The sequence below is a fragment of the Paenibacillus sp. FSL P2-0322 genome (genome assembly GCF_037975315.1).
Lineage (GTDB): Bacteria > Bacillota > Bacilli > Paenibacillales > Paenibacillaceae > Paenibacillus > Paenibacillus polymyxa_B.
In genome coordinates, this window is the sequence record NZ_CP150243.1 from 5,047,022 (window position 1) to 5,072,548 (window position 25,527).

Annotated in this window: 22 protein-coding genes and 1 riboswitch; of the genes, 11 read left to right on the forward strand and 11 right to left on the reverse strand. The window is 47.9% G+C overall.

Going from position 1 to position 25,527, the window contains the following annotated elements; translation table 11 throughout:
• Positions 1–187: 187 nt before the first annotated feature.
• The 4 genes from MKY24_RS22450 (at position 188) to MKY24_RS22465 (ending at position 5,451) form a co-directional block, all read left to right on the forward strand.
• The gene (locus MKY24_RS22450) at positions 188–742 is read left to right on the forward strand and encodes a MarR family transcriptional regulator (RefSeq protein WP_339200901.1); all 555 of its coding nucleotides are present in this window, start codon (positions 188–190) and stop codon (positions 740–742) included.
• Between the two features lie 89 nt (positions 743–831).
• Positions 832–2,064 (forward strand): MFS transporter, encoded by a 1,233-nt coding sequence (locus MKY24_RS22455; protein WP_339200902.1) that lies wholly within the window; start codon positions 832–834, stop codon positions 2,062–2,064.
• Between the two features lie 328 nt (positions 2,065–2,392).
• Positions 2,393–3,526, forward strand: a complete 1,134-nt coding sequence (locus MKY24_RS22460) for a virulence factor (RefSeq protein WP_023990304.1) — start codon at positions 2,393–2,395, stop codon at positions 3,524–3,526.
• A 121-nt stretch (positions 3,527–3,647) separates the two neighbouring features.
• Positions 3,648–3,850, forward strand: a riboswitch (Lysine riboswitch).
• 134 nt (positions 3,851–3,984) lie between these two features.
• Positions 3,985–5,451 (forward strand): amino acid permease, encoded by a 1,467-nt coding sequence (locus MKY24_RS22465; RefSeq protein WP_025718689.1) that lies wholly within the window; start codon positions 3,985–3,987, stop codon positions 5,449–5,451.
• 118 nt (positions 5,452–5,569) lie between these two features.
• On the opposite strand, the gene MKY24_RS22470 is transcribed toward MKY24_RS22465, so the two are convergent.
• Positions 5,570–6,946: an MFS transporter gene (locus MKY24_RS22470; RefSeq protein ID WP_339200903.1), complete on the reverse strand. Its 1,377-nt coding sequence runs from the start codon at positions 6,944–6,946 to the stop codon at positions 5,570–5,572.
• Between the two features lie 47 nt (positions 6,947–6,993).
• Positions 6,994–8,121: a transglutaminase domain-containing protein gene (locus tag MKY24_RS22475; protein ID WP_339200904.1), complete on the reverse strand. Its 1,128-nt coding sequence runs from the start codon at positions 8,119–8,121 to the stop codon at positions 6,994–6,996.
• 280 nt (positions 8,122–8,401) lie between these two features.
• Between MKY24_RS22475 and MKY24_RS22480 the strand changes: the two genes are divergently transcribed.
• Genes MKY24_RS22480 through MKY24_RS22490 form a run of 3 tightly spaced genes read left to right on the forward strand, consistent with a single transcriptional unit; the run spans position 8,402 to position 10,860 of the window.
• The gene (locus MKY24_RS22480; RefSeq protein ID WP_016820309.1) at positions 8,402–8,647 is read left to right on the forward strand and encodes a FeoA family protein; all 246 of its coding nucleotides are present in this window, start codon (positions 8,402–8,404) and stop codon (positions 8,645–8,647) included.
• Positions 8,638–10,647, forward strand: coding sequence for a ferrous iron transport protein B (gene feoB / locus MKY24_RS22485; protein WP_068938247.1), 2,010 nt, complete (start codon positions 8,638–8,640; stop codon positions 10,645–10,647). Before MKY24_RS22480 ends, feoB begins: the two co-directional genes overlap by 10 nt.
• Positions 10,648–10,683: 36 nt before the next feature.
• Positions 10,684–10,860: a FeoB-associated Cys-rich membrane protein gene (locus MKY24_RS22490; protein ID WP_023990309.1), complete on the forward strand. Its 177-nt coding sequence runs from the start codon at positions 10,684–10,686 to the stop codon at positions 10,858–10,860.
• Positions 10,861–10,950: 90 nt separating this feature from the next.
• Here the strand turns inward: MKY24_RS22490 and xylB are convergent, their stop codons facing one another.
• Both xylB and xylA read right to left on the reverse strand, forming a co-directional pair.
• Complete coding sequence (gene xylB, locus MKY24_RS22495; RefSeq protein ID WP_023990310.1) at positions 10,951–12,474, reverse strand: xylulokinase; 1,524 nt, start codon at positions 12,472–12,474, stop codon at positions 10,951–10,953.
• Between the two features lie 48 nt (positions 12,475–12,522).
• Positions 12,523–13,839 carry a xylose isomerase gene (xylA, locus tag MKY24_RS22500; protein WP_068938249.1) on the reverse strand — a complete coding sequence of 439 codons (1,317 nt, stop codon included), beginning with the start codon at positions 13,837–13,839 and terminating at the stop codon, positions 12,523–12,525.
• Positions 13,840–13,972: 133 nt separating this feature from the next.
• Here xylA and MKY24_RS22505 point away from each other — a divergent pair, with 133 nt between their 5' ends.
• Entirely contained in the window at positions 13,973–15,145 is a 1,173-nt protein-coding gene (locus MKY24_RS22505; protein ID WP_339200907.1) for an ROK family transcriptional regulator, read from the forward strand.
• A 71-nt stretch (positions 15,146–15,216) separates the two neighbouring features.
• On the opposite strand, the gene MKY24_RS22510 is transcribed toward MKY24_RS22505, so the two are convergent.
• From MKY24_RS22510 to trxB, 5 genes are all read right to left on the reverse strand, one after another.
• The gene (locus MKY24_RS22510; RefSeq protein ID WP_339200909.1) at positions 15,217–16,674 is read right to left on the reverse strand and encodes a 6-phospho-beta-glucosidase; all 1,458 of its coding nucleotides are present in this window, start codon (positions 16,672–16,674) and stop codon (positions 15,217–15,219) included.
• Between the two features lie 15 nt (positions 16,675–16,689).
• Complete coding sequence (locus MKY24_RS22515) at positions 16,690–17,526, reverse strand: PRD domain-containing protein (RefSeq protein ID WP_272639114.1); 837 nt, start codon at positions 17,524–17,526, stop codon at positions 16,690–16,692.
• Between the two features lie 50 nt (positions 17,527–17,576).
• On the reverse strand, positions 17,577–19,466 hold the full coding sequence (locus MKY24_RS22520; RefSeq protein WP_279835128.1) for a beta-glucoside-specific PTS transporter subunit IIABC: 1,890 nt from the start codon (positions 19,464–19,466) through the stop codon (positions 17,577–17,579).
• A gap of 364 nt (positions 19,467–19,830) precedes the next feature.
• Positions 19,831–20,061, reverse strand: a complete 231-nt coding sequence (locus MKY24_RS22525) for a glutaredoxin family protein (RefSeq protein ID WP_007432162.1) — start codon at positions 20,059–20,061, stop codon at positions 19,831–19,833.
• Positions 20,062–20,119: 58 nt separating this feature from the next.
• On the reverse strand, positions 20,120–21,061 hold the full coding sequence (trxB, locus tag MKY24_RS22530) for a thioredoxin-disulfide reductase (protein ID WP_023990316.1): 942 nt from the start codon (positions 21,059–21,061) through the stop codon (positions 20,120–20,122).
• A 281-nt stretch (positions 21,062–21,342) separates the two neighbouring features.
• On the opposite strand from trxB, the gene MKY24_RS22535 reads away from it, so the two are divergent.
• Entirely contained in the window at positions 21,343–22,074 is a 732-nt protein-coding gene (locus MKY24_RS22535) for a ZIP family metal transporter (RefSeq protein WP_053326102.1), read from the forward strand.
• 81 nt (positions 22,075–22,155) lie between these two features.
• Here the strand turns inward: MKY24_RS22535 and MKY24_RS22540 are convergent, their stop codons facing one another.
• Positions 22,156–22,617, reverse strand: a complete 462-nt coding sequence (locus MKY24_RS22540; RefSeq protein ID WP_068938252.1) for a hypothetical protein — start codon at positions 22,615–22,617, stop codon at positions 22,156–22,158.
• Between the two features lie 10 nt (positions 22,618–22,627).
• Positions 22,628–23,182 (reverse strand): NAD(P)H-dependent oxidoreductase, encoded by a 555-nt coding sequence (locus tag MKY24_RS22545; protein ID WP_028541824.1) that lies wholly within the window; start codon positions 23,180–23,182, stop codon positions 22,628–22,630.
• Positions 23,183–23,315: 133 nt separating this feature from the next.
• On the opposite strand from MKY24_RS22545, the gene MKY24_RS22550 reads away from it, so the two are divergent.
• Positions 23,316–23,951 (forward strand): HlyD family efflux transporter periplasmic adaptor subunit, encoded by a 636-nt coding sequence (locus tag MKY24_RS22550; protein WP_028541823.1) that lies wholly within the window; start codon positions 23,316–23,318, stop codon positions 23,949–23,951.
• 9 nt (positions 23,952–23,960) lie between these two features.
• Positions 23,961–25,484: a DHA2 family efflux MFS transporter permease subunit gene (locus tag MKY24_RS22555; RefSeq protein WP_023990320.1), complete on the forward strand. Its 1,524-nt coding sequence runs from the start codon at positions 23,961–23,963 to the stop codon at positions 25,482–25,484.
• Positions 25,485–25,527 lie beyond the last annotated feature (43 nt).

Here is a 25,527-nt window from a genome sequence, read left to right on the forward strand (position 1 = left end):
ACGCCTCCTTCACTTATCTATTGGCGCATTTTGGTAACCTATTCACAGTTTGGTTCATTCTTCCGAGTTTTAACCCTGCTTATACATTGAATGTAGCCGTATTTCTTTTTAGATATTGTCTTATGCATTTCAATACGTTATATTGATATATAGTTAGATAACCTAATTATATGAAAAGAGTGAACTTATGCCACCAAAACAAAGTAAGCGGGACACCATCCAGCAACCCCTTCCCCGTCTGGGTCCAGAACCTTATCTGGAGTTAATGGATCAAACTGCCCTTGCAGGAACGGACCGACAACTTGCCCGCATTGGTCTCTTCTTGCTGTGGACGGGTGATAACGTGCTGGACGCGATCGATCTAGATCTATCTGCCTACGGCCTCACAGAGAGTAAGCTAGATCTGTTGTTGCTGTTGACACTGCACCAATCTCAGGTTCAGATGAGCCCATCTATGATTGCCGACCGTCTGGGAATCCGTCGTGCATCTGTTACATCAATCTTGGACTGGACAGAGCAACGAGGATGGATTATCAGAGAACATAATTCTACAGATCGACGCAAAATTCATGTACGCATTACAGAAGCGGGGACTCATCTTGTACAGCAGGTGCTCCCTGTATTTTGGTCTTCCTGTGCTTCTCTAGCGAGTATTTTGGAGCCAGAGGAGCAGGTCGTTTTTTCGCGGATTATAGAAAAAATCCATCATCATATGGAAGGCAGATTGGGGGTGGGCAGATAAATTTTTTTAAACATATAATTAGGTTATCTAATATAATTAATTACGCGTATCAACAAGCTGTTTATTTTATGATCAAGGAGTGTTCATTGATGAGTAAATTACGAACCAATCATACCGTTATACAGAAAGAAAATGTGGCTCTCCCTTATGCATGGATGACTGTAATCCTATGCTGGTCAGCGGTTGCCGTTATGTCCAGCCTGTATGTGACGATCCCTTTGGTCCCTCTTTTTGCTAAAGTGTTTGGAAAAACACTTGCTGAAGCAGCCCTGCCGGGCAGTATCTTTTCCTTAGGCTTTGCGGCAGGATGTCTTGTTTATGGTGGATTGTCTGACCGCTTTGGACGAAAGCAGGTTATCGTCACCGGACTGCTCGCATTAACGATTATTTCGTTATCCATCAGCTTAACCAGTCAATATTCTGTATTAGTTACACTGCGCTTGCTTCAGGGTTTAGCTGCGGCCACCTTTTCTCCCGTTGCTCTTGCATACGCTGTCGATATGTTCCCGACCGAAAAACGGGTAACGGCTATCGGCTTTATCAGCACCGGTTTTCTAGTAGCAGGTATCGCTGGTCAGGTATTTAGTATTGTCATTAGCGAACAAATGGGGTGGAATACGGTATTTCGGATGCTAGGCATTTTGTATGCAATTACCTTCCTAATCGTCCTTTTTTTCCTGCCTAAAACCCCCTCCCCTCAACGAGGTGTTCGCATTTGGGCAGCTTTCAGTCAGTTGGGGACCGTTCTGCGCTCGTATCCTTTATGGTTAAGCTATACGGTTGCTTTTGTTCTCCTGATGTCCTTTGTGAGCATGTATACGGTTTTGGGTAGCTATCTTGGCGGCCCTGAATTTGGCCTGAATAGCCGACAGGTGCTTTATGTCAGATCCGCTGGTATCATCGGCATGCTCCTTTCACCATTCGCCGGAAAGCTAGCCCAGAAATACGGTGTGCACCTTATATTACGTACAGCTCTTATTCTTTCCATTCTGAGTTTGGCGCTGATGGGAATGACACACTCTCTTATGACTATCGTGGTGTTGAGTGTATGCTTTGTCAGCGGCATTGCCCTGAGTGTTCCTTCACTCATAGCAATCGTCGGCCAGCTCGGCGGCGCAGCGAGGGCTATAGCTGTCTCACTATATACCTTCATCCTGTTTGCCGGTACAAGTCTAGCTCCTGTGCTTTCCATTCGCTTGATGGATAATGGCGGTAATCAGACGACTACATTTATGCTGCTGGCAGCTGTTCTGTTTCTAGGCTTTATCGCCTCCCTGCTCATTCGCAGCCACCAGAACGATCCGCTGAAGCGGAATGCATAGACAGCATCAAACTATAAACCAAACTTAAAAGCTACCTATAGCGCCACTGCGCAGTCGGATGGTGCTTCCCATCGCCACCGCTACGCTTGTACAGCACCATTCCGCCACTCCGTTTTCATGTTAATTTTTCGAGTTCGGCTTATATAGCATCCTGTTTTTATTAAAAAAACCTCCATATTCATCAGCCATGTTCACATGAATTAGTGTGAGATATGTCATTGTGTTTTCCTCGGAAACACGAACTTCTCTTTGGAGACATTCGCAGAATGAGTTACAATACAGATAAGCTATATATGGAGAACTTTTGAACAGGAGGCTGTACTGAGCTATGAAAATAACATCTATCGAGCCAACTCCCAGTCCGAACACCATGATGCTGCATCTGGATGAGCGACTGGAAGCGGGTATCCGCAGAACATATACACGGGACAATGAGCGTTCCGCTCCTCCATTTATCCGGCGCATGCTGGGCATTGAAGGGGTCAAAAGCGTGTTTCACACGACCGACTTTGTAGCCCTTGACCGCAAAGGGAATGCAGACTGGTCCACCATTTTGGGTCAAGTCCGGGATCGGCTAGGCGAGGAAGGCGCTGACGCCAATTGGGATTTGCCAGAGGAAACCTCTGGAGAAGCATTTGGCGAGGCACAGGTCTTTGTGCAATTTTTTCGCGGCATTCCTATGCAAATTCGAGTCAAGGCGGGGCAGCAGGAGGAACGAATTTCCTTGTCTGACCGCTTTGTGCAAGCCGTTACCCGTGTAGCGAGTGCAACGCTGATTAAGGAACGCAAGCTGAGTGATTACGGCGTCCGCTATGGTGAACTACCGGACATTGCACGCGAGGTCGAGCAGGAACTGGAAGCTGCCTTTCCGCAAGAGCGGCTGGAGCAGATTATCCAACAGGCGATTGCCCACGGCGCAAACAACAGCGAATTCGTGGAGGAACGCCGCGAGTGGAGCGATGCCGAGTTGGGGCAGGCCCTGCAGCACGAGGATTGGCGCACACGCTACGCTGCGCTGGATCGGCTGGAACCGACGCCCGAGCATTTGCCGCTTATCCGGCAAGCGCTGCATGACGACAAAATGCAGCTGCGGAGGCTGGGCGTCGTCTATCTGGGCGATATTCGCTCACCGGAGGCGATGGATCTGCTAGCCGAGGCACTGCGCGATCCTTCAGCGGCAGTACGCCGCACCGCAGGCGACACGTTGTCGGACATCGGCGACCCGGTCGCTACCAGCGCAATGATCGGAGCCCTGTCGGATAGCAGCAAGTTGGTGCGCTGGCGGGCGGCACGTTTTTTATACGAGGTTGGAACCGAGGATGCGCGTGATGCGCTGGAGAAGGCCGTCGATGATCCCGAATTCGAGGTTAGTCTACAGGCTAAAATGGCGCTGGAGCGCATCGAATCAGGCGAACAAGCCGCGGGAACAGTTTGGCAGCAGATGGCCAAGCGGAACTCTTAATTTAAGATTCTACGAGTGATTTTCAAAAAATTGTCGATTGTCAGAAGATGTACAGGTACGATATACTGTAGTTCGCTATACAATAAAATATCATGTCATACACCTCATCAACCCTGTTTTATGATGAGGTAGAGGTCGCGGATGTAATCAGTACACCGGAGGAGACGATAAGAGCCGTCTGAGATTCCAGTGGAAAGGTACACCCGCCGAAGTATGCGGAGCTGACTCTTTGTAAATACTCCGAATGCTGGGGCTGCTAACCGAAAGGAGCAGAACTGTCACACGCTGTCCTAACACAGACACGTGTGTTGAGCTATCTTGTTATAGAAGAAGGTATGGTGCGGAATGCATAGACAAGACCGCAGGCGTATTCCCTGCGGTTTTTTGATTTATATACTCCCCCTCCTTCTGGCTCTTGCCCTGACATGAAATACAATTTCATGAAGGAGTGTTTGAACGTGCAACACAAAGCAACACCTGACGCAACCTTGCGTAAAAGTCTCAAAGCCCGCCATATGACAATGATCGCCCTCGGCGGCTCTATCGGAACAGGTCTGTTCCTCGCCAGTGGAGGCGCGGTTGCCGAAGCTGGACCCGGTGGTGCCCTGCTGGCTTATGCAGCAGTTGGTCTCATGGTCTACTTCCTCATGACCAGCCTCGGTGAGTTGGCTACATTTATGCCTGAATCTGGCTCTTTTAACACCTATGCAGGTCGCTTCGTCGATCCGGCTTTTGGTTTCGCCATGGGATGGAACTTCTGGTACAACTGGGCGGTGACGATTGCTGCCGAATTGGCAGCAGCGACCGTGCTCATCAAATACTGGTTCCCGGAAAGCCACTCTGCCTGGTGGAGCCTGTTATTCCTAGCCGTAATCTTCGCGCTGAACGCGTTGACGGTCAAAGGCTACGGTGAGTCTGAATACTGGTTCGCCATGATTAAAATTGTGACCGTCGTCATCTTTTTGACTGTAGGTGTGCTGATGATCTTTGGCATTATGGGTGGCCCTGCGATCGGCTTTGCCAACTTCACGGTAGGAGACGCCCCGTTCCATGGCGGATTCTTTGCTGTACTGGGCGTATTCATGGCAGCGGGCTTTTCCTTTCAGGGAACGGAGCTGATTGGGGTAGCCGCTGGAGAGAGCGAAAATCCGCGTGAAAATGTGCCGCGCGCCATCCGTCAAATCTTTTGGCGCATCCTGTTCTTTTATATTCTGGCGATTCTCGTGATTGGATTGATCATTCCGTACACCAATCCGAATCTGCTGCGGGGAGATATCAGTGACATCGGGGTCAGCCCGTTCACGCTCGTATTTGAAAAAGCAGGGCTTGCGATTGCTGCTTCTGTTATGAACGCCGTTATTTTGACTTCCGTATTGTCGGCAGGTAACTCGGGTATGTACGCGGCAACTCGGGTACTGTACGCTTTGGCACGGGAAGGTAAAGCCCCGCGTTTCCTCGGACATATCAATAGACGCGGCATTCCTATGAACGCGCTTCTGATCACGACCGCTGTCGGTATGCTGGCCTTTCTCGCCTCCCTGTATGGAGACGGTGTAGTCTATAACTGGCTGCTGAATGCTTCTGGAATGTGCGGATTTATTACGTGGGTCGGGATTGCGGTCAGCCATTATCGTTTCCGTCGTGCCTTTACTGCACAGGGTCACAGTCTAAGTGAGCTGCCATACAAAGCCCGCTGGTTCCCGTTTGGGCCGTTGTTCGCCTTCGCTCTGTGTATCATTGTCATTATCGGGCAAGGGGCGGATGCCTTCACCGGACAGGAGATTGACTGGAAAACGATGATCGCTACGTATATGAGTGTGCCGCTGTTCCTTCTGCTGTGGCTCGGCTACAAATGGATCAAACGTACTAAAATCGTTCCGTTAAAAGAATGTGATTTGAGTCCAGATGCTTCTTCCGATAAATAATAGAAAACAGTAAAAAAAGCCCGTCTCCACATATCAGGGAAAACACGCTGGTAAACCTGGTCCAAGACCGTTTATCCGCATTTTCACCTGTATATGCCCGGAGACGGGCTTTTTCTGTTTATTTGAAGGAAGGTTCCAATGAAGCTGACAAAGACATGGATAAGGCACGACGACTAAAAATACCGTATATAACAGCAATCAGCGTCAGCACTGCAGAAAACAAGTACAAATTAACGATGCCCAGATGATCTGCAATCCAGCCCATTAACAGCAGCGATATACAAAAGGTCAAACTTGTCAGTGTGGCCTGGGCAGACAGCACCTTGGGCAAATCATGTACGGACACACTCATTTGCATCATCGTGCGGCGGGATACGACGGACATTTCCGCAGGTAGTCCCATCAACAACACGATAAGCAGTGTCAGCGGCGGTAATGTGTTCAGTGCATACCACGCTGTCAGCAGCCCGTAGCCTACCATCCCCGCCAGCATGGCGGGCAGCAGTCTACGCTGCAAATGCTTGACGCAGGCGAGGACAACGATGCCGCCGCCAATCGCTCCTGCAAAATACGCTGCATTGATGTATCCCCACCATGCCTCGCTCTTGTGCAAAACCTGCTGAGCGAAAGCAAGCGTGAACGCGCCTACCCAAACCGAACCCCCTAGAAGGTCAATCATATCCATAAAAATAAGAGCTTTCAGTCTGCGACTGGCTCCGATGAGGCTCCAGCCTTCACGGAGTATTTCCTTTTTACGTTTGGGAGGTAGTGCGGTGCTCTCTGATTCCGGGCCATACAGTGTATCTTCCAACCGTGCAGGAGGCAAGTCATGATGCCCTTGCCCGGACTCAGTTACAGCTTCGGAAACTGAGACATCTCCACCTCGCACCCGTGTTCCAGGTTGCAGCAAATAATGGGCTTTGCCCTCTAGTGGATCTCGAATCAGACTGGTGAAGATCATTGCTACCATATACAGCCCGCCGGCCACCAGTAGTGTTTTTTCTGAGCCTAGCATGGCTACGAGCACACCACTAAGCCCCCACCCCGCTAATTGCACCGTCTGATCGCTGACCGATACCAGACTGTTTGCCCGCATGAGTCCTTCCCCAGACGCAAGGCGGGGAATCAGCGCATTACGCGCAGGCGTGGTCCATCCGTCCAGAAAGGACATGGCTGCCACCAACGTAAACACCATCACCCATATCGGCTCCGTACCCGCTGACCACAAGTGGCCCAGCAGAACAGCAAAGAAAGCCAATTGCCCGAACTGAGAAACGAATAAAATAAAAGGAAGCTGGAATCGGACCAAAATGAGCGGTGCTAAAAAGCCGCTGATCATCTGTGCCCCCATTCGCAGCAACGGGACGAGTACCGAAGAGAAGATCGAGTCCGTTTCATGAAAAACCAGAGACACAAGTGCCATAATGTAAAGAATGTCGGCCGCATTGGACATAGTCTGCGTGCCAAGCAAGTAGGTAAAGGAACGCTTGTGCATATAAATAGAATACTCCTTTGTTAATGTAGCTTTTTACAGCAAGATGATTAGGTCCATTTCAGGGTTACACGAAGATTGCCGGTACTTCCTAGATCCGTAATCTGATAGGAAATGGATTTTAAACCGAGTTGATATAAGGATTGTAAATCCTCCTTGAGACTTCGCTCCGTTCCCTGATAGGCAAAGGTAAGTGTCGTCCCTCCCTTATTTACAATCTTACGCACCTGTTCCTTAATGTCGGCGGATGTTTTAACCAGACCCTTGCCGTCTTGCAGCGGATATTCGAGGGTATTGTACAGTTTTTGATACACAGCAGCCTTTGATCCTCCGGTAGCCACCAGAACTGATAAGGTTTCACGATACGATGTATTCGCCTGAGGATACGGCTTTACCCATGAGTGATCCCGTCGCATTTCGGTATCCGTCAACAGATAATATGAAGTGCTTACCTCGTTCGCGCGATCCGGGGTTGGATCATCCCATGTCGTATCCATGTGATACCATCGACCATCTAATAAAACAAGATTCCAGGCATGCAGCTGGCCCCCTGCTCTTCCTTCCACAATCCGGTTCGTAATGCCTGCACGTTCCAGCATTTTATAGGCCAGCAGTGAATAACCCTGACAGACTGTGCTTCCCGTTTTCAGGCCATCATAGGCTGTGTACTTTTGCTGTGATTCATCATACTTCAGGCGAACGACGATCCAATCATGAATGGCCTTTACCTTCTCATGATCCGTCATTCCCTTCGTAATAATATCCCCCAGCACTGCTTTAACTGTGCTATCCACATATGCTGTCTGTTCCTTCGTCTCCCGGTAGCTTAGACGAATCGTAACCTGAGCGGAGGTCGTTGTGCCTGTATAGCTGAATGCGTAGCTTTTGATCGTATAATTCACATACGGATCGCTCTCCATGGCCTGTTGGATGGCCGTCTGTAATTGTTGCTTGAGACCGTTCACTCGCCCTTGATATGTAAAGGTCAGCGTTTCACTCCGCGTAGCCATTGCCTGTAAAAGCTTGTTCTGAAGCTGCTGCGATGATACGGATGGAGCCGGCTTGGTCGATGCCGCATACACATTGCTACCCCACTCCACAGCCTGCGGCAGCAACACAGCCAGCGCTGCACCCGCAACCAGACATTTTACAAGCCTAACCCCGATTTTTCTGTTCATACAGAGCGTTCCTGCCCTTCTTAGCATAGTTGTAAACAGCTATATCTTACCATAAAAACAGTTGCCCCAAACGCTCTAGTTTTGTCGGTTGCAGACGAGTAAGGGAGTAGTTCAAGACAGGTTGTGACATTATACACGCCTATATAACAGATGGGACAACGAGCAGACTTGTCGTTCACAGAGAGTTTTATCACAGCAATCTAGGTTTCCTCATGATATGGTACTGGCATCGGAAGTAAATGATATTGATTCTCATTCTAGATCAGAAAGGCTGAGCACCATGCCAGAATGTATCTCACTCCTTCGTACACCATTAGGTCAAACTGTGCGTTTGCAATCTCTTGCCCCTCTTCATCCCTCATTGCGCCGTCGCTTAACAGATATGGGTATCAACGAAGGTTCCATCATACGATTAAAGAAAATCAGTTTATTGGGCGGTCCTATCGTCATTGAATGCAACGGCCAGCTGGTTGGCCTCCGTCAAAATCAAGTGAAGCAACTGGAGGTTGTTCCAACATGGACATGATCGCTCTATTCGGTAATCCCAACACAGGAAAAACCTCATTATTCAACAAGCTGACTCGTACGTATGCAGAAGTAGGAAACTGGTCCGGCGTCACAGTGGAAAAGAAAACAGGAATCCTGCGTGACAAGTCTGCCGTATTGGTGGATTTGCCGGGCGCCTACTCTTTACTCCCTCTTTCGCTGGATGAAGGTGTCGCAACTCGATATTTGCTGGAAGAACCTCCTACGGCCCTGATCAACATTGTGGATGCCTCCCAGCTCCAGCGTAATCTCTATCTAACCGTACAACTACTGGAGTATGGCCGTCCGCTTGTACTTGGCTTAAACATGACTGACGTAGCCGATGCCACGGGTCTTCGTGTAAACAAGGAATTGTTAGCCGATCAGTTGAACGTTCCCATCATTCCTATGGTGGCGCGTACAGGCAGTGGAAGTAAGCAAATGCTCGCTTCTCTTCGGGAGGTAAGACGTACATCCAATGCTTTTCAATTGGACTACGGCCCTGCCGTTGAAGCTGCTATTACCGATATTTGCGACTTGCTGCCAAATGCACCTGTGCCGCAACTGCGGTGGGCCGCACTGCAATGTCTGGAAGGCAATCCTGTCGTCATGGAATGGATGACGAATGAGGTACAGCGTGAACAAGTAACTGTGCGCATCCACCGTTGCGAGGAAGAACTTCTCGGTGAAGGCCATGCCATCACCCCTGCTCAGCATATTCGTTCTGTACGAACAGCATGGATTGCTGATCTGTGCACCAAGGCACTCGACACCTCCAAACTCAGACCGCACAGCCTGACGGATAGGCTGGATGCACTATTAACTCACCGGTATCTGGGGATTCCGATCTTTTTGCTGCTGATGTACGCTACCTTCAAGTTCACCTTCGATTGGGCGGGTACGATCCTTTCAGATATGCTGGATGGATTTTTTTCAGGGACACTCAGCACTTGGATTTCTGAGTTACTCGTTCACTTGAACGCGTCCGCTTTTACGCAAAGCCTAGTCGTGGACGGCATCGTGGCTGGAGTCGGGGGTGTGCTTGTTTTTCTGCCTCAAATTGCTATTTTATTTCTGATAATTTCAGTGATCGAAGACTCCGGGTATATGGCACGGGTCACGATACTAATGGATCGCCTGATGCAATCCGTTGGCTTGAACGGGAAAAGCTTCATTCCCTTCATCATCGGATTTGGCTGCAATGTCCCTGCGATTATGGCAGCACGCACCATTGAACAGCCCAGAGAACGTCTCATTACAACATTGTTGGTGCCCTTTATGTCATGTTCGGCCCGCCTGCCGGTATATGCGTTGTTTGCGGGTGTGTTTTTCCCAACACATGCGGCAAGCATCATCATGCTGATGTATGTGTTAGGAATCATCGTTTCACTTATACTTGCCAAAATTTTTTCCAAAGTATCCATTTTGTCGGGTGAGCCCTCCCTCTTCATCGTGGAACTTCCTCCCTATCGAGTGCCGCAGGCTCTTACACTATTCCGCAGCACATGGGAGAAGGTCAAAGGCTTCGTCCGTAAAGCTGGAACCATTATCCTTGCAGGTTCCGTTGGCATCTGGCTCTTGTCCAATTTCGGTCCGCAGGGCTTCGGGGCAGACATGGATGACAGCCTGCTTGCCACCGTTGGAGGTTGGTTCGCTCCATTACTGGCCCCTCTCGGTTTTGGCACCTGGCAAGCAGGTGCTTCTCTGCTCACGGGCTTTATGGCCAAGGAAGTTGTCGTATCAACGATGAATATTATTTACCACGTTCCTGATATGCAGGGACTTGAACTACAAGTCAGACAGGCCTTTACACCGCTTGCCTCTTTTAGCTTTATGGTGTTCATTCTGTTGTATGTTCCGTGTCTGGCTACGGTAGCGGTCATTCGTAAAGAAACCCTTTCGTGGCGTTGGACCGCATTTTCTGTGATCTATCCTTTGACCGTCGCATATATCATCGCCGTCTTGATCTATCAATGTGGCAGATTATTAGGTTGGGGTTAAGTCAGGCCCTACAGTAAATAAAAGGAAGTGGATTCCATGATCAATATCATCATTTTATTGGCGATCCTCGGTTATAGTGCGTGGGTGCTGGTACGATTTTTGCGAAAAAGCCGTCAAGGCGCCTGTGCGGGGTGTTCGTCGAGCAAGTCATGTCCTGGCTGTGCCGGGAGTTCTATGAATGAAGATCATGCGAAAATCGAGAAAAGTATTTAATTCAAACTCATCATCACATGAAAAAAAAGCGGCTCCGGGGGTTTCTTACACCCGAAGCCGCTTTTCATTTACGCTCAAAACTCACCGTATTCACCGATATACTGCCAAATGCTCACTTAGCTCTCGCGTATGCAGGTAAACTTCACGGTACAGTTCGTATAGGCCTTCATACCGTGCCACATGTTCCGGGTTTGGCGAATATCTCGCTGCTTCACGCAAAAAAGCTTCAGCACACGCTTGCAGAGATTCAAACCAGCCACTACCATAAGCAGCCAGCATGGCCGCCCCCAAGGCAGGTCCCTGCTCGCTTTCCAGCTTGATGATATCCGCGTTAAAAATATCTGCCTGCATTTGCAGCCATGCCTCATTACGTGCACCGCCACCGATGGAAATGACTTCGTTCACCGTTTTGCCCGTTCCTCTGAGAATATCAATGGATTCCTTGAGCGAAAACGTAATTCCCTCCAGTACCGCCCGTGTAAAATGCGCAAGCTTATGCCCCGCATCCATCCCGATAAAGCTGCCTCGAATGGTTGCATCTGGATGAGGTGTACGTTCGCCGACGATATAAGGCGTGAACAGCAGCCCTTGGCTGCCCGGCTCAATAGAGTTCACATCTGCCAACAGTGCATCAAAAGAATGCTCTGGTGCAAAGGTATCCTTAAACCAAGTCAAGCTGTATCCGGCCGCGAGCGTAACCCCCATAATATAATAAGCATCCTGCTCACTATGATTAAAAAAATGCGCCCGCCCCTGCACATCAATATCCTTGCGTTCCTCATAAGAAAGTACAACCCCTGAGGTGCCGATACTGCACAGGGTGCGGCCTTCGCTCAAAATGCCGGCGCCAATCGCGCCACATGCGTTGTCCGCACCACCTGCAAAGACCTTCGTTTCAGGCGAAAGCCCGCTCTGCTCCGCAATCTCCGGCAGTAGCGTACCCGTCTGATCAAAGGATTCCACTAGCGGCGGGAACAGCGACAACGGTAGGTCAAACGCGGCAGCGATCTCTTCGCTCCACTGCTTGTTCGCAATATCCAGCAGCAGCGTGCCCGCCGCATCCGAATACTCCGTCGCCAGCTCTCCTGTCAGACAGTAGCGCACATAATCCTTGGGCAGCATAAAATGTGCCGCACGGGCCAGCACGTCTGGCTCATGCTCCTGCACCCACAGCAGCTTGGGCAGCGTGAAGCCTTCCAGCGCGCGATTACGTGCGATGTTCAGCAGCTCCGATCCGAGCTTTTCTTCAATTCGACGGCATTGTGCTGTTGTACGCGTGTCATTCCACAGAATAGCCGGACGAAGCACTTGGCCTTCCTTGTCAGTCAGCACAAGCCCGTGCATCTGCCCCGAAAAGCTAATACCGTCCACGGCATCTGTGCCGCCGATTCCGGCCTTCTCCACAAGCTGTTTCAGTGATGCTAACGTGCCACTGACCCAGTCCTCAGGGTGCTGTTCGCTATACCCCGCCTTCGGCTGATGGAGCGGATAAGACTGGGAGGTTTCATAAGACACCTGCCCCTTGCGGTTAACCAGCACCGTTTTGACCGCGCTGGTACCCAAATCTACGCCGATGACATAGCGTTCCTGCTCCTGATTTAGCTTCTCCTGCATTGGAGTTCCTCCTTCCCTGTTATCGTACTGCCCTTATAAGTTCTGGCATTAGTCAGCTAAAATGTATTGATTTAATGTTGCTTTCAGATATTCCTGACGACCGGATACGTTTTTGCGTGGTGTTTCGTTCGCCAAAGCATATTCAGCAAGAGAAGCAAGCGTTGCTTTTCCGGATACGATGTCTGCTCCAATACCTTCTTTAAAGCTGCTGTAGCGCTTCTCAATAAAGTTTTCAAACACACGATCTTCGATCAGTTTGGCGGCTACCTTCAGTCCCTTCGCATACGTATCCATACCTGCGATGTGCGCAAGGAACAAGTCTTCTGGCTCAAATGATGCTCTGCGCACCTTGGCATCAAAGTTGATACCGCCACGGCCCAAGCCTTCATTTTGCAGCACTTCATACATGGTCAGTGTGGCATCATACAGATCAACCGGGAATTCGTCCGTATCCCAGCCCAGCAGCAAATCTCCCTGATTTGCATCCAGTGATCCCAGCATGCCGTTAATCCGTGCTACACGTACTTCATGATCAAAAGTATGCCCCGCCAAAGTTGCATGATTAGCTTCCAGATTAAGCTTGAAATGCTGATCCAGATCATATTTTTGCAGGAAGGCAATCGTCGTCGCCGCATCAAAATCATACTGATGCTTCGTTGGCTCCTTCGGTTTTGGCTCAATCAGGAACTGAGCGTCAAAGCCGATTTCACGCGCATAGTCTACGGCCATATGGAACATACGTCCCAAATTGTCCTGCTCCAGCTTCAAATCCGTGTTCAGCAGTGTTTCGTAGCCTTCACGGCCTCCCCAGAAAACATAGTTATCCGCGCCCAGACGTTTGCCCACTTCCAACCCTTTTTTAATCTGAGCAGCTGCGTGTGCGTATACATCTGCATTGCAAGTCGACGCAGCTCCATGCAAATAACGTGGATGGCTAAACATGTTCGCCGTATTCCACAGCAGTTTTTTCCCCGTAGCTTTCATATGTTCCTCAATCAGATCCACGATGGTATCCAGATTGCTGTAAAATTCCTTCAATGACGCGCCTTCTGGTGCAATATCCACATCGTGGAAAGCAAAATAAGGTAAATTCAGCTTATCCAGCAGCTCAAAGGCAGCTTCTACACGTGCCTTCGCCAAATCCAGCCCGGTAAACTTGGACCATGGACGTTCCGCTGTTTCTACACCAAAAGGATCAGAGCCGCCTGCAACCAGTGTATGCCAATAGGCCATGCTAAAACGCAAATGCTCCTCCATCGTTTTTCCCGCTACAATTTCCTGTGGATTATAAAATTTGAACGCAAAAGGATTGTCGGATTGCTTGCCCTCAAAGTTAATTTTAGATACCTGTTCGAAATAAGCCATTATAAGTTCCTCCTTTATAGTAAACGTTTACAAAAACGATTCTAGCACAGCTAAATGACTTTGTCTATTGCTTAAACTAAGTTTGTTTTTATGATATAATATCAGGAATTACACCAACAGGAAGTGAATTAACATGAATGTCACTGGCGATCAGGCGCTTGTCAAAAAGCTGAATAAATCCATTGTGCTGGAGCGTATTCGCCTTCATGCTCCGCTATCCCGCGCACAGTTATCCAGTCAAACTGGATTAAACAAGGCCACCGTTTCCAATCTGGTGGCAGAGCTCATCACCGATGGACTTGTGTATGAGACGGGATTAGGGGAATCCAGCGGCGGGCGTAAGCCTTTGATGCTACTGTTCAACAGCCGTGCAGGCTTTGTACTCGGTATTGAGGTGAGTGTACAGTACATCAAGGGCGCTCTAACCGATCTGGCAGGTACCATTGAAACAGAGCTTACCTTTTCCCTAACCCAGCATGATCCTGCCTTTATCATGGAACAGATTCGAAAGCTCGTTCAGGAGCTCATGCAGGTCACTCCTCCCTCCCCTCATGGTATCGTCGGCATTGGGCTGGGGGTACCGGGTATGGTGGATGAAACCGGAACCGTTTTGTTCGCACCCAATCTGGGCTGGGAAGAGGTTCCGCTGCGGCAGCAGCTTGAGGCTGAGCTAGGTTTGCCCGTCGTAGTGGATAACGAAGCCAACGTCGGCGCGCAGGGCGAATTGTACTATGGTATGGACGGTGATCACCGACAGCTGGTGCGGGATCTGGTCTACATCAGTGCAGGGTCCGGGATCGGGGCCGGGATTATCATTGACGGCAAACCGTATCAAGGAGCTTGGGGGTACGCCGGAGAGACGGGTCATATGACCATTGATTGGAACGGACGGCTCTGCTCCTGCGGTAGTCGCGGCTGCTGGGAGCTGTATGCTTCGGAGAAGGCGTATGTAGCATCCACATTGAAACTGCCTGCACATAATACAGCGGAATTACTGCCGTTTGCTCAGCAAGGTGAAGCGAGTACATTAAGCGTCCTTAGTGATATTGGGCGATATTTGGGTGTGGGTATTACCAACATTGTGAACAGCCTCAACCCCGGAATGCTTATCATCGGCGGTCCACTGGCGGAAGCCAGACCTTGGTTGGAGCAAAGTATGCGTGAAGTGATTGACGAACGTGCTCTGCCCTATCACCGTCGGCAACTACAGATCCGTTTCTCCACGCTTGGCAGCCGTTCGACGATGCTAGGTGCCGCCTATGCAGCAACAGCTCCTTTTCTCGGGCGTGTGCGCGTATCTTTATAAGAAAAAAAGCGTACGGGAACACTTAGGTTCCTGTACGCCCACTTTTCTCGGGATTTTGCAAAATCCTCTTCTTACAACCCGTTATTGGAGATAACATCCTTATACCAGTAGAAACTCTTTTTTCGTTTTCTTTCAAGTGTCCCATTACCGTCATTGTCTTTGTCCACATATATAAATCCGTATCTTTTTTCCATTTCAGATGAGGAATAACTGACCAAGTCGATCGCTCCCCAGCTGGTGTAGCCCATGAGTTCAACCCCGTCTAGAATCGCTTCATGCATTTGTTCAAAATGTGCACGGAAGTAATCAATACGGTAATCATCCTGAATACTACCATCTTCCTCCACCTTGTCGTATGCCCCCAAACCATTTTCTACAATGAACAATGGTACTTCATAGCGGCTGTACAGCTCATTCAGAGAGAGTCTCAAGCCGACTGGGTCAACCTGCCAGCCCCAATCACTCGTTTCCAGATAAGGATTTTTAACGCCGCCAATCGTATTCCCACTGACTTTTTCCATGCCTTCACTATCCGCACTAGCAACCAACGACATATAGTAACTAAAGGAAATGAAATCCACCGGATGCGTCTTCAAAATTTCATCGTCACCCTCGAGCTTTTCAATCACGATTTCCTTTTCACGGAAGAAGCGTTTCATATAATGGGGATACGCTCCGCGAACCTGTACATCCGTGAAAAAATAGTTGAACTGATTATCTTTAAATGCTGCCAGAATATCCTGCGGATTACAGGTGTGCGGATACGTCGTTAGCCGGGTTAACATACAGCCGATTTTAGAATCCGGAATGATTTCGTGGCAGTATTTTACGGCCAGAGCACTAGCTATAAATTGATGATGCAGACCCTGATAAACCGCTAGCTCTACATTTTCAAAGCGCTCCGGTAAAATACCACCGCTCGTAAACGGATGGCGCACGATACTATCTATTTCATTAAAAGTGATCCAGTGCTTTACTTTATTTTGGTATCTTTTAAATACAGTCTTACAAAAATGGATAAAGAAATCTACAACTTTCCGTTGGGTCCAGCCCCCGTAATGGTTTACAAGATACATCGGCATTTCGTAATGGGACAGGGTGACAAGTGGCTCTATCCCGTTTTTATGCATTTCATCAAACAGCCGATCATAAAATTGCAGTCCAGCCTCGTTGGGCTTGTCCTCATCTCCGTTGGGGAAAATACGCGTCCAAGCAATAGAAACTCGCAACGTTTTAAATCCCATTTCACCAAACAATGCTAAATCTTCGGGATAGCGGTGATAAAAATCAATTCCCTGACGTTTGGGATAATCATGATCTGACGTGTCCTGCATCGCCTTTTTGATATGCTCCTCAGTCATTGAATTGTGTTTTTTATAGTCAGCTTTGCTCACATTTTTTTTGTAAATAGCCATATCTGCTGTAGATATCCCTTTACCATCGACATTCCAGGCGCCCTCTACCTGATTTGCGGCTATCGCTCCTCCCCATAAAAAGCCTTTCGGAAATGTTCTTTTTATTTCTGTCATCTCTAGCTCCTCCTCTTAATTTCTGCTTATGACTCGTTTTAAGTGAATGATCAGATACATGAGTTCTTCATCCGGGATCAAAAGTTCGAATTTGGCTTCAATATATTGTTGAATCGATAACGCACACTTCTCTTCTTCAGGGTACTTGTTCACAATTTGGCTCATTAATTCTGGATCTTGAGAATCCAACATTTTATGTTCGAGTAATCTCTGAACAAAAAATTGAAGGTGCGTTAGAAAACGCGAATAGTTGATGCTGTGGGTATCCAGTTCGATTTGGTAATGCAGTTTAATGATGTTCAAAATGTCTTTGACCGTATTGGTCATCAATAAAACCTGGTTCATATTGTTATCGGTTTGTTGAGCATTGACCAAATGAAAGGCGATATTCGCCGCTTCCTCTTCAGGCAGTTCTAGACCGATACGCTTTTCAATCAAGGTGAGCGCATACAAGCCAATACCGAACTCTTCCGGATAAAACTTTTTGACCTCCCATAGCATCCGATTCTGAATCTTCATATTTTCTTTAAATCGTTTGGTTGCCATGTACAGATGGTCTGTCAGGGATACATATAAATGCTCATTCAAGTGACTGGATAGTGTATTTTTGGCATAAGATATGATTTCGTCTGCCAGAATTAAATACTCTTTGGGTGTTTCCTTCATTAGCGCTGTCAGATCGGAAGACATGCTTTCATTTTCAAGAACATATATCTTTTCAATCTCGTTCTCATCGACGAAATCACCAGGTTTGCTTTTAAAGCCGATCCCTTTCCCCATCACGATAATTTCTTTGTGATCCTCTCGTTTGGCAAGAACAATACTCGTATTGAGAACTTTAATTACTTTCATATCCAACGACATCTCACTTTCCAGGCTTGATTCCCCCAACAAACACACTGTTAAAATACAGTAATTAGAGGCTTCTCCGGCCCTGTCTTTTCTGAACTTTCATGACCCATGATTTCCAGATAGTCCGCCGTGTTGGTCACAATAATCGGAGTTATCGTATCATACCCCGCCCTTTGTATAGCTTCAAGTTCAAATTCAATTAGAAGTTGTCCATGCTTAATTTCGTCCCCTTCCTGTACATGCACAGTAAAATGCTGGCCTTTCAGCTTAACGGTATCCAAACCGATGTGAATGAGCAGTTCTACGCCTTCAACTGATTTTAAGGCTATGGAATGCTTGGTGCGGAATACATTTGCTACGATGCCGTCAAAAGGTGCGACCACTTTTCCGCTACTTGGTTGAATAGCCATCCCTTTACCCATTGCTTCCTGAGAGAATGCTTCATCTTTGACCTGCTGTAAGGGAATTACGGTGCCCTCCATAGGTGCGAAAATAACGGTTTTAGATTTGAAGCTTTTACTTATACTTTGTGCTTTAGCAGGCTCGGGACGAGCTTCTTTTTTAGCCGGTTCGGTAACCGTATCTTGAAAGCCGATCATATAAACTGCAATAAACGTCACAATGATCGAAATGGCCATCGTAATAAGCGCATATACCAGGTTAGAGTGATCTTCACTGATAAACATCGGCAGTGATGCAAAACCTGGACCCACAGCTGCATAAGCTTTTAAATTCATAAGACCTGCAAACAATCCGGCAACCCCGGCTCCAATCATACAGGCGAACAGTGTTTTTTTCAGGCGTAAATGTACGCCATACAAAGCGGGTTCCGTAATGCCGAATACCCCTGAAATACCTGCGGACAAAGCAATTTGTTTGAACTTGGGATCTTTCGTTTTCAGCGAGACGGCAAATGCACCCGCGCCTTGGGCCATATTGGAAGCCAACATGGCAACCAGTACCAATGTTTCATATCCTGGTGAAGCCAGCGCAGCAAAAATAATAGGATAGAATACTTTGTGCATGCCGAACATGACGATTAGCGGCATCACGATAGACATCAATACGACTGTAAGCCAGCCGATTCGTTCCTGAATCCAGAATACACCGTTGGACATACCTAAGCCCAAATACGTACCTAGAGGTCCTAAGGCAATGAGAGAAACAGGTGCGACAATCAGAATGACGATTAATGGTTTTAGAAATATTTTCACAGGTCCGGGAGAGATTTTATCAGCAAATTTCTCAATGTATGACATAAGCCATATGGTCAAAATAATAGGAATAACGGAGGTAGCGTATTGTACCGATGCTACGGGCAGGCCCGCAAATGTGACAGCTTTCTCACCTCCTAGCAAACTGATTAAGTTCGGATGAAGTAGCACACCCCCTAGGAGTACGGATACGAATGGATTAGTCTTGAATTTCTGCGCGCTGGAGAAAGCCAGCAGCATAGGCAGAAAATAAAATGCCGCATCCGAGATTACACTTAGGATCATATACGTTTGGCTTTCCTTGCTCATGATTCCGGTTACTGTGCATAGCAAGAGCAGTGCTTTTAACATCCCTGATGCAGCAATGGCCGGAATAATGGGCTGGAAAATACCTGCAATCATGCTCGCAAAACTATTGAACAATCCCTTAAAGCTTCGATCCATCTTCACTTTTTCGGCTTCATCGGAAGACGATTGATTCGGGTCCAGCAATTTGACTAGCTCATTGTAGACATAGCCTACATCATTTCCTATAATGACCTGATATTGTCCACCGCTATTCACGGCTCCCATAACTCCGTCCAAAGCTTTAATTTCATCTGTTTGTGCCAATTCCGGCTTACGAAGCGTCATCCGTAATCGAGTAGAGCAATGAATGACACTGTTAATATTATCGTTCCCGCCCACTTTGTTAAAAATGGCTTGTGCGATATCTTTGTAATTCATGAGTTACACCTACCTTCTTAAAATAAGGAACAAAAAAAGACCTAAAAAGGGTAGGGAAAAATATCCTACCCAATCTAGGTCTTGCCTGCCGAACAGTAACACGCCTTTATTGGATATTGTGCTATTTAGTTAATTAGAAGTCATAATTGATGGTGCATTGATGAATTGTTACATAGAAGCAACCCGGGTTTTAAGCGCTTACAATTAAAATATAGCACCTATTATCTACAGATGCAATACTTTTCGACAAAATTCTCTCTTTGTAAAAAGAAGTAAAAAGACCTCCATCGCAGCTGTAACTGCAATGGGGGCCTTATTTAAACCATATTACGATCATAGGACCGTCATCTGCTGTTAGGTTGGATTAAGCGTTCAACACTTTTTCAAACTTGGTTTTGTTCATACCGGAAATACGTTCTTCCCCGATCAAAGTCAATGGAACGGCACGAATGCCCATATCCCAAACCTCTTGAGCAAAAGCTTCATTGGTTTCAATGTTGCGTTCTTCGTACTCCACGCCTTTTTCACTCAAATAGCTTTTTACTTGACGGCAATGCGGGCAGTTTGTAGATGTGTATACAATTGCTTTTTCCATGAATATCACCTCATCATTTATTTTGTTACATCATATTTATTCAACCTTGCGAAGATCATTACAGGGCCAGTGCGCTGTGCTCCAAGCTTTCGATGTATTTCTCGCTGTCCATAGCAGCCATGCAGCCACTACCTGCTGCGGTAATTGCTTGTCTGTAGCGTGTATCCTGTACGTCGCCACAAGCGAATACGCCTGGCACGTTTGTTTCGGAAGTCCCCGGATTTACGACGATATAACCGTTCGCATCCGTTGTAATTTGCCCCTCGAGGAAGCCTGTATTCGGATGGTGACCAATCGCCACGAATACGCCGCTAACTGTAATGATCTCCTCTTCGCCTGTTGCATTATTCAGCACTTTCAAGCCAGTGACTCCGTTCTCGTCAGCGATCACTTCTACAGGAGTACGATTAAGCGCCCATTCAATTTTGTTGTTCGCACGAGCACGATCCTGCATAATTTTGGAGGCGCGCATTTCTTCACGACGATGCACCAACGTTACTTTGGAGGCAAAACGAGTCAGGAAATTGGCTTCCTCCAGTGCAGAGTCTCCACCGCCGATGACAACAATTTCTTTGCCACGGAAAAAGAAGCCGTCGCATGTTGCGCAAGTGCTTACGCCACGTCCGATATTATCCTGTTCACCGGGAATACCCAGATATTTGGCAGTCGCCCCTGTGGAAATAATCAGTGTATCGGTAACCAGTTCACCCAAACCTTCTACATCCAATGTAAATGGACGAGCAGTTGTGTCTACCTTGTTTACCCAACCTGTGCGGAATTCAGCGCCAAAACGCTCTGCTTGCTTACGCATATTATCCATCAAATCGGGCCCCATGATTCCTTCAGGAAAACCTGGGAAATTTTCGACTTCCGTAGTCGTGGTTAATTGTCCGCCTGGCTGTGGTCCTTCGATCACCAGTGGGCTCATGTTAGCGCGTGCCAGATAAATTGCAGCGGTCAAACCGGCAGGGCCGGTACCTATAATAATGGACTTGTACATATCTTGGTTCCTCCTAAAATATCATAAGTATTATATAACGAGTTTTCGACACCGGGCGCTGGGCAGCTGCATATACTCTAAAAGTAATTCCACCAGAAGCTTATCCCAAAATGTGGACACCCGGATATTGCAAAAACGAATCACTTGTTTTGTAGGTTCTTATGACTTAGACTGATTCTAAATCCTAATTTCATTATGCGGAAATAGCTGTAAACAGTCAAATGAAGTTTTCATGAAGCGAAGCTTAAAGATAAATTAGGTATGGAGGGATTATCCCGATTATGAATGACGTTTTTGTAGGTAGCTTTATTTCTGCCCTGTCCACTGGACTCGGCGCCGTGCCCATACTATTTATGCGTAATATCACGCATCGGCTTCGCGATGTTTTGTTGGCTTATGCCGCAGGAATTATGACCTCTGCATCCGTGTATAACCTCATTCCCGAAGCGATCGAGCATTCCAATTGGTTCGTGTTGACTGCGGGAATCCTGCTCGGCTGTCTCGTATTACTGGTGATGGAAATGTACATTCCCCATGCGGATTTGGAGGACCCGGACTCCAAGACCTTTCATCTGGAGTCCAAATCTTTTCTCATTATCGCAGCTATTACATTGCACAATTTGCCAGAAGGGCTTTCCGTTGGAGTCAGCTATGCAAGTGAGACTCACAATCTCGGCAATCTGATCGCCTTCTCTATCGGCCTGCAAAATGCCCCGGAAGGCTTTATCGTAGCATTATTCCTTGTGAATCAAAACATTGGCCGTTTCAAGGCATTGGGCATTGCTACCCTCACCGGAGCCGTGGAAATCATAACGAGTCTGATCGGGTTTTATTTGAGTAGCTGGGTGAACGGACTGGTACCTTACGGGCTTGCTTTTGCCGCCGGAGCCATGATGTTTATCGTCTACAAGGAACTGATTCCCGAGAGTCACGGGGATGGCAACCAGCGGATCGCCACATTCTCTTTTATTCTCGGCTTAATTACGATGATTGGGCTAACCGAATGGCTATAGCCGAGCAACACAAAAAAGCTGCCTTCTGCCTGTAATCCAGACAGATAAGCAGCCTTTTTGGCATGTTCACATGAAGGTACCTCATTTTTTTTGGTTCATGGAGCGCAGTGCTTCACGGTACTGCTCATCCTCACTTTTGTGAGTCTCCTTCTCTCTATCAGATATTTGGGAACGTTCATCCTTTTCTTCGTCTTTTCCAGCAAAACCACGTAAAGCCGCACGATAATCCTGATCCCCGTAAGCACCTTTGATGTTCTCGCGATCCTTTTCCACCTTCTTATCCGTCTGGATATCCGGCATATTGCGATGCTCCTCGGCATGGTGTTCTTCGACGTCGAGATTTTTATGCTGCATCTCTCGCGTATGATCTGTCAATTCACGCACCTCGGGTTCCACCTGCACAGGATAAGGACGTTTGCTTCTTTGCCGTGTATCCTCTTCGGTGGGGTGAGTCTTGGGAGAGGACTTGCGCGTCATCTTCGTATTAAATACCAGCAAAAAAATAAAGGCAACCGCAGCTACTACGATAAAAGCAATGGTCATCGGCGGCCTCCTATTCTCTTTCAGCGCTACGGTACCGTCTCGCTATCTCAGCGACCCGTTTGCCCAAAGAGCGACCTAGTGCAAGATCATCACCCGTTGGAAGATTAGGCGGTCCATTGGGGTCTGTCTCCACCGGACATGTTATCCCTACGCCGTAATAGGAGCCGTATAACGCATTTTCCGTAATATTAGCTGGCAGTCCTACAACAATCATGCCTTGATGAAGCATCGGAGTAATCAAATTCAGAAGTGTGGATTCTAATCCACCATGAACAGTAGCGGTTGTGCAAAACACAGCGCCGATTTTATCCACCAGCTTGCCCTGTGCCCACAGATACCCCAGCTTATCAATCCAGCTTTTCAGACCGCTACTAATGGTACCAAAATGGCCCGGGCAACCCCATATGATTGCGTCCACATTCACTAGCTCGTTCACATCGGCCTCGTTCACATGCTTTAGCAACACTTCCGTGTGCTCAAGGCGCGCGCCTTCTGCGATGGAGCGAGCGAGACGTTCAGTATGCTCATTTTCACTGTCATATACAATCATGATTCTGGTCGTCATTATGCGCATCATCCTTTGTCAGCAAAATCATCCTTTTCGCATGCGCTCTTAACCTTGCCCAAAATCCATCTGAATATTATGAATCGTTTGACGCATACTTTGAAAATCCAAGAACTAGGGAGGCATGTTACACATGAATTCACGCGCCATATTAGTCAACCTGCTAGTTATTATCATTATTCTGGCAGGAGGTGGAGCCGCCGCCTATTACTATAATCAATCCGCCAACTACATAAAAACCGATAATGCCCAAGTGAGCGGACAAGCGGTTACCGTTGCCTCTCCAAGCGCGGGCAAGCTCACAGGCTGGAATGCTGAAGTTGGTAAAACCTACACCGCTGGAAGCACGCTTGGGAATGTAGAAGGAGGCGGAAGTCGAATTAGCGTTACGATTCCAACCGATGGTACCATCGTGCAGCAATCTGCGGTCAATAACTCGATTGTTGGGGCAGGCACGCCTTTAGCGAAGGCTTTTGATCTAAACAATTTATGGATTACCGCCAATATAGACGAAACGGCTGTACAGGATCTTCAAGTAGGACAGACCGTAGATGTATATATTGATGCTTACCCGGATACGTCCCTGAGCGGTAAACTCGAAAAGATCGGCCTGGCGACCGCATCGACTTTTTCACTACTGCCCACTTCCAATACCACTGCCAACTATACCAAGGTAACACAGGTCGTGCCTGTCAACATTTCCATTCAAGGTTACAAGGGGCTGGGTATTATCCCGGGAATGAGTGCGACCATCAGAGTTCACAAGTAGGAGGCTGTCATGGATCAAAAAATGTCCGTCGGACGTATTCTGTCCGTGCTGCTGCTAGGCGCCTTCATTTCTATTTTAAATCAAACGCTGCTTAACGTGGCCATTCCACACTTGATGAATGATTTCAATGTATCTGCAACGACCGTTCAATGGCTATCCACCGGATATATGCTAACCAACGGGATTTTGATTCCAATCACCGCTTTTCTGATTGAGTCATTCGGAACACGTGCGCTGTTCATATCCGCGATGGGGTTATTTACTGCCGGGTCTGTCGTCTGTGCTGCCAGTACCGGCTTTGCGCCTATGCTGGTTGGACGCGTTATCCAGGCCAGCGGAGCGGGCATCATCATGCCTGTGGTCATGAACGTGTTCCTGACTGTGTTTCCTCCGGAAAAACGGGGCGCTGCCATGGGTACCATGGGGATCGCCATGATGTTTGCCCCGGCGATTGGACCGACTTTATCTGGCTGGATTGTGGAGCATTACAGCTGGCGGCTGCTATTTTTACTCGTTATTCCGCTAGCGATCATTGATATTCTGTTCGCCATACGCTGGCTCAAAAATGTATCCAAGCTAACAAAACCGAACTTTGACCTGTTGGGAACCATCTTTTCCACCCTTGGTTTTGGCTTTCTGCTGTATGGCTTTAGTTCAGCTGGAGACAAAGGCTGGAGTAGCAATACGGTAATACTTACACTCGCTGCCGGGATTGTGTTTATTGTAATGTTTATCGTACGTGAGCTGAACATGATACAACCGATGCTGGAGTTCCGTGTGTTTAAATATGATATTTTCACTGTATCGACCTTAGTCGGGGCTACCGTCAACATGACAATGTTCGGCGGGATGCTGCTGCTGCCGATCTATTTGCAAAATATACGCGGCTTTACACCGCTGCAATCCGGTCTGCTGCTGTTGCCGGGTGCACTGCTGATGGGTGTGATGTCACCGATATCAGGGGCAGTATTTGACCGTATCGGCGCGAGGCCATTGGCGATCATTGGACTGATCATTACGGCAGTCACGACATGGGAATTCAGTCTGCTGACCGATGCCACCACCTACGGACATATTATGATCATCTATACGATTCGCAGCTTCGGAATGTCATTGCTGATGATGTCCGTCCAGACGGAAGGGCTAAACCAGCTACCTGCCCATCTCGGTAGCCACGGTACAGCCATGTCCAACACAGTACGGCAAATCGCTGGGTCTATCGGTACCGCTTGGCTCATTACTGTAATGAGCAGCCGGACCACGATTCATGTAGCGGATTATGCGAATGTCGCTACCACCGCCAATGTTCCTTTAACCGAAGGAGTAGCACAGTTGGGACAAACCCTCGCGCAAACAGCGGGCGTTTCAACAGAAAGTGGTTCAGCGTTGGCGCTACAACAGGTGTACCGCAGTGCCGTTACGGAATCGACGATCCATGGCATTAATGATGCCTTCATCATTGCTACAGGGATTGCACTTGCAGGGCTATTGTTTTCCTTGTTCTTGCGACGGTCTACACCGCGACGAAGATAGACGTACAGCGTTAGCGAACTAGAGGTATGAGATGAACTTGCCT